The sequence below is a fragment of the Kitasatospora sp. NPDC058243 genome (genome assembly GCF_042882025.1).
GTDB lineage: Bacteria > Actinomycetota > Actinomycetes > Streptomycetales > Streptomycetaceae > Kitasatospora.
Genome location: NZ_JBHVWW010000118.1, coordinates 1 through 13,814, shown reverse-complemented (window position 1 = coordinate 13,814; position 13,814 = coordinate 1). Strand labels below are relative to the sequence as shown.

Below are 13,814 nucleotides of genomic sequence, written 5' to 3'. Positions count from 1 at the left end.
CGGACCATCTCCATCTCCTCAGGTGTCACACCTGAAAGAAAATCACAACCCCACCCTGGCCGATCATCCGGGGCACCTAACAAAGCCCTACTAGGCGCGTGCTGCGGGGAGTCGGTCATCGCTGGGGAGTCGGTTGTCGTCGGCCGCCCGGCGCCCGGGCAGGCCCCGTTCGGGACCGAGGACCAGGGCACCGATTCGTGACCGCGACCAGATGACCACGGTTGCTGCGGTGGCGGTGGCGGTGGCGGTGGCGGTGGCGGTGGCGGCGGTCCGTCAGTCGCTCAGGAGGAGGGTGCGGGTGAGCTCCCAGGTCTCCGGGTCGGCGGCGACCAGCAGGCCGTTCTCGCAGCCGGGGGCCTCGGGGCGGTAGGGGGTGCCGTCCAGCCGGGCGGACACGCCGCCGGCCTCGGTGACGAGCAGGGAGCCGGGGGCGTGGTCCCAGGGGAGGGTGCGCCAGTAGAGGAGGAAGTCGAAGCGGCCCTCGACGACGTCCGGGTACTCGATTCCGGCCGCGTGCCGGCCGGGGGAGACCTCGCCGAAGGCCGACTCGTTGGCCTGTAGGCGCCGGCGGTGTTCCGGGTCGAGGTAGCGGCTCTTCACGGATCCGCGCAGCTTCGCGGCGTCGCGCGGTGCCGGCGGCCGGGTCAGGCGTACGCCGTCGCGCCAGGCCCCGGAGCCCAGTTCGGCGCAGTAGGCGGTGGCGGTGGCGGGCTGCCAGATCCAGGAGGCGACGGTCTCCCCGCCGCGGACGAGCGAGCACATCACGGCGTACTCGGGGCGGCCGGCGACGAAGTTGGAGGTGCCGTCGACCGGGTCGACCAGCCAGGCGGCGGGCTCGTCGTGGAGGGCCTGGGCGAGTTCGGGGTCGGCGGAGACGGCCTCCTCGCCGACCACGGGGATGGGCAGCAGCTCGCGCAGGCGGCGGGCGATGATCGCCTCGGCCTCGCGGTCGGCGACCGTCACGATCTCGCCGGGCGCCTTCTCCATCACCTCGCCGGCGGCCAGCGCACGGAAGCGCGGCTCCACCACCTCGGCCGACGCCTCGGCGAGTATCTCCGCCACCTTGTCCATCAGCACGTTCGCGCTCCCTTCGCTGCCTACCACTGTCGCACGAGTGTGCGGAGGTGACCTGCGGCGACCCCTGGGGCGGGCGGGGCCCACGGGTGGGGTCCGGCACGTGGACGGGCGGGCGGCGGGGCGCGAACAGGGGGCGGCGAACAGATAACAGCTGACAGATAACAGATTTCGAAATCTGTTATCTGTCAGCTGTTATCTGTTACCTGTCGACCGTCATCCGGGGTGCCCTCAGCCGCCCAGGTAGTGGAACCCCGGGCGCGGGTGCATCAGGAACTCGTGGTGCGAGATGTTCCAGGCGTACGCGCCCGCCATCGCGAACAGCACGCGGTCGGCCGCCCGCAGGCCGTCGGCGTCGGAGGCGGCCCGGGCGAGGACGTCCTTCGGGGTGCAGAGCTGGCCGGCCAGGGTGGCGCGGCCGGTGGCGACGGCGGGGCGCGGCCACGGATGCGGCCAGGCGTCGACCGGGAGCACCTCGAAGGGCTGGGAGTGCCCCCGGGTGGCGGGGGTGCGCAGGTGGTGGGTGCCGCCACGGACCACCGCGAAGTCCTCGCCGTGGCTCTGCTTCACATCCAGCACCTCGGTCGCGTACCAGCCGCAGTGGGCGGTCAGGGCCCGGCCGGGTTCGATCCGCAGGGTCAGGCCGGGGTGGGCGTCCAGCAGCTTGGCCAGCCCCTCGCCGAAGGCCGTCCAGTCGAAGTGGTTCGCCGGGTCCTCGTAGTCCACGGCCATCCCGCCGCCGACGTTGACCTCCGCCAGCGGGAAGCCGTGCCGCTCGGCCAGCGCGGCCGACCAGGCCACGATCTGCTCGGCGACGGCCAGTTGCTCCGCCGCCGCGAGCCCGCTGGCCAAATGGGCGTGCACGCCGCGCAGACGCAGCCGCCGCCCGAGCGGGTCGGGGCCGGTGCCGGGGCCGTCGCCGGTGAGCTGGCGCACGCACTCCTCGGCGCGGTCCGGGTCGAGCCCGAACGGCGTCGGCCGCCCGCCCATCGCGAGTGCCACCGCGTCGAGCGCACCGGTGGCGACCGGCAGGTTGACCCGTAGCAGCACGTCGACCACCGTGCCCGGCCGGTCCGCGAGGACGGCGTCGAGCCGGTGCAGTTCCTGCTCGCTCTCGATGTGCCAGCGGTGCACCCCGGCGTCCACGGCGGCGGCGATCTCGGCGGGCGTCTTGCCGGGGCCGCCGAAGGCCAGCGGTGCGTCCGGCACAGCCGCCCGCACGTGCGCCAACTCGCCTCCGCTGGAGACCTCGTAGCCGTCGACCGCGTCGCGCAGCGCGGCCAGCAGCGGCGCCTCCGGATTGGCCTTGGCGGCGTAGTACAGCTCGACCCGCGCGGGCAGCGCGGCCCGGACGGCGGCGGCGTGCGCGCGCAGCGCCGCCAGGTCGTAGACGTAGGCGGGCAGGGCGTCGGGCGCGAGGGCGGCGACGTGCCGGCGGACGATCTCGGTCATCGGGCGGCGCTCCCGAGGGAGAGGGGGGCGGAGGTGCGGGAGGCCTGGGCGAGGACGGATCCGGCGAGCGGCGAGGGCAGGCGGACGTAGCCGGCCTGCCGGTCGGCCTTGCGCTCCCAGCGGGTGAGCAGGTTGGCCTTGGCCGGCAGCGGCACGCCCGCGAGCAGTGCCCGCAGCCGGGGCGGCCGGCCGTGGCCTGCCGCGTACTGCTCCAGAGTGTCCCGGACCACCTGCCACAGGGCGCCCTCCAGCTCGGGGTGGCGGTCGGCGAGGGCGGCGAGCAGTTCGGCGACGTGGTTGACCAGCAGGCAGTAGACCACCCGGTCCCAGCCCCGCTCGGCGTCGTACGTCATGGGCCCGGCGACCTCGGGCGGGAGGGCGGCCAGGATGTCGGCGTTGTGCTCGGGGACGAGCTTGGTGCCCTCCAGATCGCGGAAGAGCACCTGGGTGGGGTGCCCGGTGGCGTCTACGCCGATGAGCACGTTCTGCAGGTGCGGTTCCAGCACCACGCCGTGGTCGAAGTAGGCGGCGAGCACGGGCGGGACGAGCAACCCCAGATAGGCCCGCCACCAGTCCAGGGCCTGGTAGGCGTCCGAACTCCCCTCCAGCAGACGGGAGATGTGGGCGGAGCTGGTCGGGTGCTCGTCGGCGACGGCGGCGGCCAGCAGCGGGGTGACGCCGGGTCGCAGCACGCCGCCGAAGCCCTCGCGGACGATCAGGCCGAAGCCCTCGTAGAGCGCCTGGTCGGGTCGGCCGTCGGTACCGGGCAGGGCGAGGGTGCGGAACGCGGGCTCGCGCAGCATCGCCGCGTCGGGGAAGCGCCGGGCGAGGTCGGCGAGGGCGGGGGCGAGCAGCCGGGTGAGCGCGACGGCGCCGGTGAGTTCGTAAGCGGCGTTCTTGCGCAGGCAGTTGGTGATGCGCACGTTGAGGCTGAACTTGAGGAAGGCGTCCGCGCCGTGGAGGGTGCGCACCGAGGCGGTGGCGGCGAACTCCTCGCCGCGCGGCCCGAGGTCGAGGACGTCACCGCGGTCCAGGGCATCGCGCAACAGCGGGTGATCGCCGATGAGTTGGTACTGCCAGGGGTGGGCGGGCAGCAGACGGTAGCCGTCCGGGACGTCGCCGAGGCCGTCCAGCAGGGCGCTCGCGCTCTCGTCCAGGGACTGCTCGGCGAGCAGTTCGGTGCGGACGGCGAGGTGGCGCAGCGGGAACGCTGCACGGGACTCCGGGGCGTACCCGCGCCAGTCCCCCCGGGCGGCGGAGCGGGACTTGGGTGCCGGGTGGAAGCGGTGGCCGAACAGCAGGGCCTGCTCGGACTCCAGGTAGCGGTCCGGTCCGGAGGCCGGGCGGTCGGCCAGGCTCTGCCGGAGGCCGTCGTGGCTGGAGGTGACCTGGCCCAGGAACTCCTCGTTCACCGTGCCGGTGCGCAGCTCCAGTTCGTCCTGTACGTGTTCCGCCAGCTCGCGCCAGTCCAACTCCGCCCAGCTGCCGCCTCGTTCGATCTCGACCGGGCCGGTGAAGCGGTGCGCGCCGAGCAGCGAGGTGCGGCGCAGGGCGATCCGCAGCAGGGCGCCGCGCCGGGGCAGGCGCAGCAGCAGGCGGCCGTCGGCCACGGCGGTCTGGTGCTCGGGGGCGGAGACTTCCCGCAGCAGGCAGTTCAGCAGGGTGTGGGCCACCGCGTCGTCGGCGGTGGGCAGTTCGCGGCTGATCGGCTCGTGAGCGATCGACTTGCGGGTGATCGGCTCGGGGGTGATCGGCTCGGGGGTCATCGGCGACTCCAGCGCTGGCGGAGGGACGGGAGGGAGAACGCGGTGGCCGCGACGGCGGCCAGCAGGGCGGCGGCGGTGCCGGCCACCACGGGCGCGGCGGCGCCGAACTGCCCGTTGGCCAGCGCTGCGACGGCGCCGGCGGCGACGGCGCCGCCCTTGGAGACGAGTTCGAGCGTGCCGAACATCCGCCCGGGCGCGCGCCCTTGGGCCGCTCCGGCGGCGAGTACGGCGAGGCAGACCAGGCCGAGCGTGAGCCCGGCGCCGAGCAGCAGCCGGACGGCGACGAAGACCGGGAGCGAGTACGCGACGGCGTGCCCGGCCAGGCCGAGCGCGACGAAGCCGAAGCCGAGCGCGATGCCGGTGTGCGGGCGGGCGTGGAACAGCGTGTGGATGCGCGCGGCGAACACCAGGTAGCACAGGTGCGGCAGGGCGAACAGCACGCCGGTGGTGGTGCCGGAGACGCCGGGCAGCCGTTGCTCGGCGAGCGAGATGAGATAGGGGAAGGAGATGACGGTGGCGAAGACGAAGACGAACTCGAAGACGTAGAGCGGGAGGAGCGGGGCGGCGGGTGCCCGCTCGACGCGTCCCTCCGACGCGGGGGCGGCCGCCGGACGGTCCGGCTCGGGCAGCAGGGACAGCAGCAGTGCGGCGGCGAGCGGGAGGACGGCCATCACCAGGTACTGGCGGTGCGGGTCGATCCACGGGGACAACGCACCGACCAGGATCGGCGCGGCCACCAGGGCTGCCCGGGCGCTGCCCTGCATCAGGGTGAGTGCGCGGGACAGCCGCGGTCCGTCGAGGGCGGCGGCGAGGTAGCCGTTGGTGGCGGCGAAGGTGCCGCCGAGGAAGCCCTGGAGGACCAGTGCGAGGGTGAACGCGGGCAGACTGCCGGCGGCTCCGGCCAGCAGGAAGGAGACGGTGAGCCCGAGTTGGGCACGCAGCAGCAGCCGCTTGCGGCCGAAGCGGTCGGCGAGCCGGCCCCACAGCGGTGCGCCGAGCGCGCTGAAGACCGTCGGTACGATGTAGAGCACACCGGCCCACCGGGCCTGCGGATCGCCGAGCGTGGGCAGGATCGCGGTCAGGTACGGCGGCAGGCCCAGTGCGGCGAAGGAGGCGACGAAGTAGCAGGCGGCGACGGCGTGCACCTGGCGGCGGCCGAGTCCGCCAGCGTGGTCCGTCCCGTGGCCGGAGCGCTGCGGAACGGTCTCCACACTCACCGGGCGATCCCGTTCGCCAGCAGGTAGTTGGGGCCGCTGGTGTAGTGCTTGTTGATGTCGGCGGCGCCTGAGCGCTGCTTGCTGAGCAAGGTCCCGGCGCTGACCATGGCCTTGACCGGCAGGCGTTCGGCCTCCAGCAGGTCCGTCCGCAGCGGCTCGCCGGCCGGCCCGATCCGGTCCACCGCCTCGGCCAGGCGCTTTCGCAACAGTGTGAGTACGTCAGTGAGTTCGGCGCGACGGTGCTCGGCGAGGCCGAACGCGAGCGCGCCGGTGCACAGGTGCCCGGTGATGGTGGTGAACAGGTCGGTGAGCGCCCGGTCGTCGTCGCCGAAGATCCGGGCGTCGTCGAAGTCGTCCTGGGTCGGGGCGAGTTCGCCGAGGCGGGCGGTCATCCGGGCGGTGTGCACACGCGGGCCGTCGTCGTCCTTGTAGAGCAGGCGCAGTCCGTCGTCGTCGAGCACCAGGGAGGTGTTCTGCTGGTGCGACTCCAGCGCTATGCCGTAGTCGAACAGCGTGGTCTGCCAGTCCAGCAGGAGTTCCAGCAAGGAGTCGTAGAAGGCGAGTTGGTCGCCGTCGTGGAAGCGGTCGGCGAGGTGGTCGAGCACCAGGCGACCGCCGGGCGCGGGGGCCAGCAGGGCGGCCAGCGGGACGGTGACGGCCCGCTCCAGCCCGGCGGGGTAGCGGCGCAGCAGGACGGCCAGCAGTTCGTGGCCGGCGTGCGCCCAGGTCTGCTCGTCGGCGTGCAGGACGCGGTCGGCGAAGCGCGGCTCGCGGGCCAGCACGGCCTCGATCAGGCGCTGGCCGGCGGCGCCGTCGAGCAGCGTGCCGGGCTTGATGGTGCGGCGGTTGAGCCGGCCCAGCGTGGCGGTGGCGAGCGGGAGTTTGAGGTGGCAGGCGGGGTCGTCGGCGACGGCGACGGTGCGCATGGAGAGCGTCGGCACGACGGTCAGGTACGGCCGCTCGGCGAGCACCGCGCGGCCGGCCAGGCCGACCGCCTCCAGCGCCTCGTCCAGCGGGGCGCCGACGGTGAGGGGGTGGACCGGCAGGGTGGTCCAGCCGTCGCCGGGGCAGGCGTCCGCAAGGCCCAACCAGGCCGGAGTGGGCCACCAGCTCGGGAGCGGACGCCGGCCGTGGGTGGTGAGGGCATCGGTCGGGACGGCCAGCCAGCGCAGCTCGAATGCGGGGTGGAACTCCGGTGCATAGGAGTTCAGTTGGTGTTCGGTGAGGCCGGCCCGGCCGCGCGCGGTCGGGTAGACGGGGTGGTCGAGGTAGGCGGCCAGGGTGTCGTGGCCGAGGGCGGCGGCCAGGCCGGTCCAGTCGGCCGGGTCCTCGCCGTACAGGTCGGTGAGCCGGGCGTGCACCTCGGGCCGTGCGCGCTCGTGCAGTTCCATGGTGGCGAGGGTCTGGCGGCACTCCTCGGCGAAGGCGGCCCAGCCGGGCCGGTCCTCGGCCTCGGCCAGACCGGCCAGGGCCGCCACGATGGCGTCCAGACCGGTGAGCCGGCGCCCGGCCAGTTCCAGCAGGGGCAGCCGGGCGGCGTACTCGCACTGGAAGCCCTCGGCGGCGACGGGCAGGGCGAGTTCGGCGTCCGTGACGGTGAACCAGGGGCCGTCCGCGCGGTCCTCCGCGGCGCCGCGGGAGCGCAGGCCGAGGACGTCCTCGCGCAGCAGGGCGGAGAGCACCCGCAGGGTGAGCTGCTCGTCGGCGGTCACGGGGTGATCTCCCAGCGGTTGGCGGCGCGGAACCGGGCGACGGCCGCGTCCACGGCCTCCTGGTCGGCGCCGATGGCCCACATCACGCCCAGGTAGTCGCGGTTGGTGCGGTAGTGCTCGTGCCGCTCGCCGAGCGGGCGCAGCGGGCGGTAGGCGAGCCGGACGCCGTCGTGCTCCTCGTCGTACGGGCCGGGGGCGGCGGTGAGGAGGCCGGCCCGGTCGGCGCAGACCACCTCGTTGCGGGCCCGGCGCGGGGTCGCGGCGCACTGCGCGCCGAGGTCCGCGGGGAGTTCCCGGCCGAGGTGGGTGGCGAGGATGTGTTCGAAGAGCGGGACGCCGAGGATTTCGGCGAGCATCAGGTCGCACTGGTCGCCGATGGCGCGGTAGTTGACCTCGATGATCCGGGCGCGGCCGTCCGGCTGCACGACGAACTCGGTGTGGCAGGCGCCGAGTCCGATGCCGAGCGCGTCGAGTTGGGCGAGCACCTGCGCGACCACCTCGGCGGGGTGCGCGGGGACGAACTCCAGCACCTCCTCGATGAAGTCCGGCGGCGGGGAGAGCTGCGTGCGGAAGCCGCCGAGGACGTGCCGGCGGCGGCCGTCGCCGAGGGTCTCAAGGGTGCACAGCCGGCCGTCCAGGAACTCCTCGACGACCAGCGTCGCGCCGGCCCGGCGGTGCTGGATCTCCCGGCAGCGGAGGGCGAGTTCGGCGGCGTCGGCGACCAGTGTGACGTCCTCGCTGGCCACTCCCTCACGGGGTTTGACCACGCAGGGGAACGGCGGCTCCAGCTCGGCCGGGTCCTGCCCGGGGGCCAACTCGGCGGACCAGACGGTGTCCTGGCCGGTCAGGGCGAGATGGCGGCGCAGCTGGCCCTTGTCCTTGGCCCGCAGCGCGGCCTTCCAGTCCTTTGCGGGGAGGCCGAAGTACTCGGCGGCCAAGGCGGTCTGGGTCTGCAGGTGGTCGCTGTTGCTGAACACCGCGTCGGGCGCGTGGTGGCGGGAGACCAGGCTGATCACGGCGCGGAAGTCCCGGACGTCGCACTCCAGCACCTCGGGTGCGGTGAACGGGAGGTCGGCGTAGGCCTTCCGGTGGGGTTCGGCGTGGTCGGTCAGGACGGTGACGTCGAGCCCGAGCCGGGCGGCGGCGGGCAGGAAGCCCGCGGTGACCGAGTCGGTGGGGTTCAGGGCGAGCAGGTAGAGCCGCATGGGGTGGTGGTCCTTGAGAGTGGTGACGGACGAGAGCGACGGCGGGCGGATCACGGGGCACGTCGGGAGGGCAGCGAAGAGATGACAGGCGACAGATGACAGATAACAGATTTCGAAATCTGTTATCTGTTTGTTGTCATCTGTTCGTTGTCGGCTGTTCGGTGGCGGCTGCTGCTGTGGCCGCCACCGCCACCGCCACCTCGTCCGCCCGCCGTCGTCCGTCGGCGGTTACTTGGGTGCGTCCACGCCCGCGGCCTTGGCGATGTCGCCGAGCATGGCGTCGGCGGCCTGGACGCCGATGCCGGACATCCAGGTCTCGTCCGGGACGTTGAAGACCTTGCTGTTCTTGACGGCGTTCAGGCCCTGCCAGACCGGGGTCTGCTGGACCTCGCTCTCCTTGGTCTTGGACGGGTCGTCGGCAGTGGTGACGAACACCAGGTCGGCGTCGGCCTGGTTGATCTGCTCGGCGCTCACCTCGACGATGTTCTTGTCGACGTCCTGGGCGGCCGGGCGGGCCAGGCCGACGTCCTTGAGCACCACGCCGCTGTAGGAGGCCTTGGCGTAGAGGCGGGTCGGTCCGGCCACGAAGCGGACCACCGAGGCGGTCGGCATGGCGCCGCCGTTCTTCGCCTTGATCGCCTCGCCGAGCTTTGCGGCCCGCGCCTCGTAGTCGGCGAGCGCCTTCTTGGCCTCGTCCTCCTTGCCGAGCGCCTGCGCGTAGAGGGCGAGGTTCTCCTTCCACGGGAACCCGGTGGTCTCGGCGAGCACGGTCGGCGCGATCGCGTTCAGCTGGTCGTAGACCTTGGCGTGGCGGACCTTGGAGGAGAGGATCAGGTCGGGCTTGAGGGAGGCGATCAGCTCCAGGTTCGGCTCGTTCATCGGGCCGACGTCCTTGGTGTCCTTGATCTTGTCCTTGAGGTAGTTCGGGAACCCGCCCTCGGTCTTCATGTGCGGCGACACCGCGCCGACCGGCGTGATGCCGAGCAGCGTGACGTCGTCCAGCTCGCCGCTGTCCAGCACCACGACGCGCTTGGGCTGGGCCTTGATCTGGGCCGTTCCGGCGGCGTGGGTGACGGTGCGCGGGAAGCCGGCGGAGGCGCCGGCGCTCGCGGAGGCGGCGTCCCCGCTCTGCTTGGTCCCGCCGTCGCTGCCGCAGGCGGCGAGCAGCGTGGTGGACAGGGCGACGGCGAGGACGGCGACGGGGAGGCGGCGGTTCATGGGGTTCCTTGGATCGGGTCGAGCGGGTGTCGGGGGTGAGGAGCGTCGAGGGTGAGGAGCGGGGGGGGGGGGCAGCGGTCAGCGGTCGGCGGCGCGCGGCCGGGTCCGCGCCCGGGGGACGACCAACGGCGTGCCGGTCTCCGGGTCGGGCACCACCCGGCACGGCACCTGGAACACGGCCTCGACCAGGTCGGCGGTGAGGACCTCGGCGGGCGGTCCGGCGGCGGCGAGCCGCCCGTCCTTGAGCACCACCAGGTGGTCGGCGTACCGGGCGGCCTGCCCGAGGTCGTGCAGCACCATGACGACGGTGCGTCCGGCCTCGGCGTGCAGGTCGGCGACCAGGTCGAGGACGTCGAGCTGGTGGCGCAGGTCGAGGAAGGTGGTCGGCTCGTCGAGCAGCAGCAGTTCGGTGTCCTGGGCCAGCGCGAGCGCGATCCAGGCGCGTTGGCGCTGCCCGCCGGAGAGCCGGTCGACCTGCTGGTCGCGCAGTTCGGCGGTGCCGGTCCGGGCGAGGGCGTCCTCGACGGCGGCCTGGTCGGTCTTGGACCACGGGCTGAGCATCCGCTGGTGCGGGTACCGGCCGAGCCGTACCAGCGCCTCGACGGTGATCGCCTCGGGGGTGACCGGCTGCTGCGGCAGCAGGCCCATCCGCTTGGCGAGGGCCCGGGCTGACATCCGGTGGATGTCGGAGCCGTCCAGGGTGACGGTGCCGGCGGCGGGGTCGAGCAGCCGGACCAGTCCGCGCAGCAGGGTGGACTTGCCGCAGGCGTTGGGCCCGACGATGGCGGTGACGGCGCCGCCGGGCAGTTCGAGGTCGAGCCCGTCGACGATCGTGCGGTCGCCGTAGCGCAGGTCGAGGCCGTGCGCGGCGAGCCGGTTGACGGTGGTGGTGACGGACTCGACGGTCGTCGTGGGCGTCATCAGTTGCTCCTCTGGGGAGGCCGGCCCTGGCGGATCATCAGCGCCAGGAGCCAGGGCGCGCCGAGCGTGGCGGTGACGGCACCGACCGGCAGGCCGTGGACGGGGATCACGTGGAGCACGAGGAGGTCGGCGGACAGCAGCAGGACGGCGCCGGTGAGCGCGGTGAGTCCGAGCGTGCCGAGGGTGGGCGGCCCGGCGAGCAGCCGGACCAGGTGCGGCACGGCGAGCGCGACGAACGCGACCGGGCCGGTGAGGGCGGCGGCCAGCGAGGCGAGGGTGATGCCGAGCAGCAGCAGCCAGAGCCGGTCCCGGCCGGGGTTGAGGCCGAGGCCGCCGGCCGAGTCGTCGCCGAGGTCGAGGACCGCGATCCGCCGCTGGCAGAGCAGCACGGCCAGGGCGGTCAGTGCGATGGCGGTGCCGCCGATCCAGACCTCGGTCCAGTTGCGGCCGTAGAGCGAGCCGGTGGTCCACTGCATCGCGGAGGAGGCCAGCTCGGCCGGGAACCGTACGATCATCAGGTTCACGGCGGCGGCGAGGCCCTGCTGCACCGCCAGGCCGACCAGCACCAGCCGGGTGACGGCCATCTTCGACCGCCAGGCGAGGCCGCCGAGCAGCAGCGCCGCCAGCAGTCCGCCGCCGAGCGCGGCCAGCGGGATCAGCTGCTGGGAGGCGCCGGTGGCGAGCATCAGCACCGCGCCGAAGGACGCGCCGCCGGTGACACCGATGGTGTCGGGGGAGGCCAGCGGGTTGCGGAAGAGCCGCTGGAGCATCGAGCCGGCCATCGCCAGACCGGCCCCGGCGATCAGCGCCGACACCACCCGGGGCGCCCGGAACTGCTGCACCACCAGGACGTTTCCGGGTTCGCCCTGCCCGACCAGGGCGCGCAGCGCGTCCCATCCGGACAGGCTCACCTGTCCGGTGCCGAGCGCGACGCCGGTCAGCACCACCAGGACGACGGCGGCCAGCGCCGACCACGCGGCGGTGCGGGCCCGGCGGCGGGCGAGTGTGCCGACGGGCACGGCGAGCGCGGTCACCGGGCCACCTTCCGGGCCAGTACGGCGAGCAGCGGTGCGCCGAGGAAGGCGGTCACGATGCCGACCTCGATCTCGGAGGGGCGCACCACGAGCCGTCCGAGCACGTCGGCGGCGAGCAGCAGCAGCGGACCGGTGATCAGGCAGCCCGGCAGCAGCCAGCGGTGGTCGTTGCCGAGCAGCGGGCGGACCAGGTGCGGCGCGGCCAGTCCGATGAACGCCACCGGCCCGGCGACGGCCACCGCGCTGCCCGCGAGCAGGACGACGGCCAGCCCGCCGGCCAGTCGGATCCGGGCCACCGGCACGCCGAGCGACTGGGCGGTCTCGTCGCCGAGGGCGAGCGCGTTGAGGGCGGGTGAGATCGCGAACGCGCCCAGCAGGCCGAGCAGCAGGAACGGCAGCACGGGGGTGAGGGTGTCCAACTGCCGCCCGCCGATCGATCCGGCCAACCAGAACCGGGCCTCGTCCAGGGTGCGGTGACTGGCCAGCATCAGCGCGGAGGTCCAGGAGGTGAGCACCACGGTGAGCACGGTGCCGCCGAGCGCGAGCCGGACCGGGTCGAGGTCGCCGCCGCGCCGGGACATCGCGTACGCGGCGACCGCGGCGACGGCCGCCCCGGCGAAGGCGAACCAGACGTATTGGACGGGCCGGGTGAGGCCCAGCGCGTAGATCGCGGCGACCACGGCGAGGCTCGCGCCGGCGTTGACGCCGAGGGTGACCGGGGAGGCGAGCGGGTTGCGGGTGACGCCCTGGGCGACCGCCCCGGCGACGCCGAGCGCGGCCCCGACGGCCAGCCCGATCACCGTTCGCGGCAGGCGAAGGCCCGTCACCACATCGGCGTCGCCGCCGTGGGCGGCCCCGGTGAGGGCGTCGGCCACGGTGGACAGCGGGATGGATCGGGAGCCGAGCGCGAGGCTCAGCGCGGCACACAGCACGAGCGCGCCCACACCGGCGACCAGCAGCAGGGGCCGCTGGACCGCCGAGGATCGAGGCGTCGCCGGGGCTGTGGTGGCCGGCGGGTCGGTTCTCAACACGAGTCGACATCTTAGGTTAGGTTTGCCTAAGTTCGTCAATCTCGGGTTGCCTGGTCTGATGTCGGGCCGTTCGTCGCGGCGTCGACCCGTCCGGGTGTCGTGGGTGTCGCGCCGCCCGGCCCGGCCCCGGGTGATGCACTTCCTGAGGCATTGTAAGGTGAGCCTCACCTTATTCGATCATGCGGAGTCGATCCACGGAGCGCCGATGATCCCCGGAACACCCCTGCCCGTCGCACCGACGTCCACCCTGCCCGGCGACTACCGGCGCCTGCGCGAGCTCTGCCCGGTGCTGGAACTGCGCCTGCTCGACGCCGACGAACCCGACCCCCGAGCCGCCGACGGCTGGTACTCGGGGGCCGAACTCGCCGCCGACGAACGGGCCCTGGCCGCCGCCCTGGCCGGCGAGGAGGAGCGCATCGCCGCCGAACACGGCCGCGCCCCCCGCCCGCACGTCACCGCCTCCAGACTGCTGCACCACTACGTCTGGTCCGCGTGCCTGCTCATCGCGGGCCCCTGGCACCTCGCCCGGAAAGTCCCCCTCGTCGACCCCGCCGACCTCTGGCTGCACGCCCCCACCGGGGACCTCGCGCTGCGCCCGCGCGGCCACGTCACCCTCCCCGGCGACGACGAACTCCGCGCCGAACTGCGGGCCGCCGTGGTCGCCCACGTCGAGCCGGTGCTCGCCGCCTTCGCCGCCCCCAGCCGGCGCCGCGACCGCGCGCTCTGGGGCATGGTGACGGACGACCTCGCCTCCGCCGTCTGGTACCTCGGCCGGATGCTCGGCGAGGAGGACGCCGCGGTCGTCGCCGCCGAGGCGGTGCTGCCCGGCGGCACCCTTCCGCTGCCCGGCGCCGCCGACTTCCGCCGTCTGCACACCCCCGACGGGCGCGGCCACCACACCCGTACCCGGCTCGGCTGCTGCCTCTACTACGCCGTCAAGCCCGAGGCCGCCGCCTGCCTGACCTGCCCGCGCACCAGCGACGAGGAACGGCTGCGCCGGTTCTGAGAGGTCCGTCCGCGGATCGTCGGCGGGGGGATCGTCGGGGGGGGAGTTGGGGGATCGTTGAGGGGATCGTCGGGGGCGGTTCGTTGATGCTCCTATGGGTTGTCAAGCGGTGGTGAGCCATTCGCGGTAGGCGTTGGCGAGGTCGTCGTCTCGGCGGGTGCCGCGTTCGAGGGTGGAG

11 protein-coding genes are annotated in these 13,814 nt (G+C 73.8%); 1 reads left to right on the top strand and 10 read right to left on the bottom strand.

Going from position 1 to position 13,814, the window contains the following annotated elements; genetic code table 11:
- Positions 1–273 precede the first annotated feature (273 nt).
- The 10 genes from ACFVX9_RS38840 to ACFVX9_RS38795 form a co-directional block, all read right to left on the bottom strand.
- Positions 274–1,071, bottom strand: coding sequence for an inositol monophosphatase family protein (locus ACFVX9_RS38840; RefSeq protein ID WP_063351525.1), 798 nt, complete (start codon positions 1,069–1,071; stop codon positions 274–276).
- 234 nt (positions 1,072–1,305) lie between these two features.
- Positions 1,306–2,526, bottom strand: a complete 1,221-nt coding sequence (locus ACFVX9_RS38835) for a type III PLP-dependent enzyme (protein ID WP_380373165.1) — start codon at positions 2,524–2,526, stop codon at positions 1,306–1,308.
- Positions 2,523–4,292, bottom strand: a complete 1,770-nt coding sequence (locus tag ACFVX9_RS38830) for an IucA/IucC family protein (RefSeq protein WP_380478522.1) — start codon at positions 4,290–4,292, stop codon at positions 2,523–2,525. Before ACFVX9_RS38830 ends, ACFVX9_RS38835 begins: the two co-directional genes overlap by 4 nt.
- Positions 4,289–5,509, bottom strand: a complete 1,221-nt coding sequence (locus tag ACFVX9_RS38825; RefSeq protein ID WP_380478527.1) for an MFS transporter — start codon at positions 5,507–5,509, stop codon at positions 4,289–4,291. Before ACFVX9_RS38825 ends, ACFVX9_RS38830 begins: the two co-directional genes overlap by 4 nt.
- Entirely contained in the window at positions 5,506–7,221 is a 1,716-nt protein-coding gene (locus tag ACFVX9_RS38820) for an IucA/IucC family protein (RefSeq protein WP_387986912.1), read from the bottom strand. Before ACFVX9_RS38820 ends, ACFVX9_RS38825 begins: the two co-directional genes overlap by 4 nt.
- The gene (locus tag ACFVX9_RS38815; protein WP_387986918.1) at positions 7,218–8,426 is read right to left on the bottom strand and encodes an acetyl-CoA carboxylase biotin carboxylase subunit family protein; all 1,209 of its coding nucleotides are present in this window, start codon (positions 8,424–8,426) and stop codon (positions 7,218–7,220) included. Before ACFVX9_RS38815 ends, ACFVX9_RS38820 begins: the two co-directional genes overlap by 4 nt.
- A 228-nt stretch (positions 8,427–8,654) precedes the next feature.
- A complete protein-coding gene (locus ACFVX9_RS38810) occupies positions 8,655–9,644 on the bottom strand; it encodes an ABC transporter substrate-binding protein (RefSeq protein WP_380373174.1) in 990 nt (329 codons plus the stop codon).
- Positions 9,645–9,722: 78 nt separating this feature from the next.
- Entirely contained in the window at positions 9,723–10,565 is an 843-nt protein-coding gene (locus ACFVX9_RS38805) for an ABC transporter ATP-binding protein (protein ID WP_380478532.1), read from the bottom strand.
- A complete protein-coding gene (locus ACFVX9_RS38800; RefSeq protein ID WP_380478534.1) occupies positions 10,565–11,599 on the bottom strand; it encodes a FecCD family ABC transporter permease in 1,035 nt (344 codons plus the stop codon). Before ACFVX9_RS38800 ends, ACFVX9_RS38805 begins: the two co-directional genes overlap by 1 nt.
- Positions 11,596–12,561, bottom strand: coding sequence for a FecCD family ABC transporter permease (locus ACFVX9_RS38795; protein WP_380478554.1), 966 nt, complete (start codon positions 12,559–12,561; stop codon positions 11,596–11,598). Before ACFVX9_RS38795 ends, ACFVX9_RS38800 begins: the two co-directional genes overlap by 4 nt.
- Before the next feature lie 274 nt (positions 12,562–12,835).
- Between ACFVX9_RS38795 and ACFVX9_RS38790 the strand changes: the two genes are divergently transcribed.
- Positions 12,836–13,636: a (2Fe-2S)-binding protein gene (locus tag ACFVX9_RS38790; protein ID WP_387986909.1), complete on the top strand. Its 801-nt coding sequence runs from the start codon at positions 12,836–12,838 to the stop codon at positions 13,634–13,636.
- The last annotated feature ends 178 nt before the right edge of the window (positions 13,637–13,814 follow it).

Coding starts and splice junctions, on each gene's coding strand:
- ACFVX9_RS38840 (WP_063351525.1), bottom strand. CDS start 1,071: ATGGACAAGGTGGCGGAGATACTCGCCGAGGCGTCGGCCGAGGTGGTG.
- ACFVX9_RS38835 (WP_380373165.1), bottom strand. CDS start 2,526: ATGACCGAGATCGTCCGCCGGCACGTCGCCGCCCTCGCGCCCGACGCC.
- ACFVX9_RS38830 (WP_380478522.1), bottom strand. CDS start 4,292: ATGACCCCCGAGCCGATCACCCCCGAGCCGATCACCCGCAAGTCGATC.
- ACFVX9_RS38815 (WP_387986918.1), bottom strand. CDS start 8,426: ATGCGGCTCTACCTGCTCGCCCTGAACCCCACCGACTCGGTCACCGCG.
- ACFVX9_RS38810 (WP_380373174.1), bottom strand. CDS start 9,644: ATGAACCGCCGCCTCCCCGTCGCCGTCCTCGCCGTCGCCCTGTCCACC.
- ACFVX9_RS38805 (WP_380478532.1), bottom strand. CDS start 10,565: ATGACGCCCACGACGACCGTCGAGTCCGTCACCACCACCGTCAACCGG.
- ACFVX9_RS38790 (WP_387986909.1), top strand. CDS start 12,836: ATGATCCCCGGAACACCCCTGCCCGTCGCACCGACGTCCACCCTGCCC.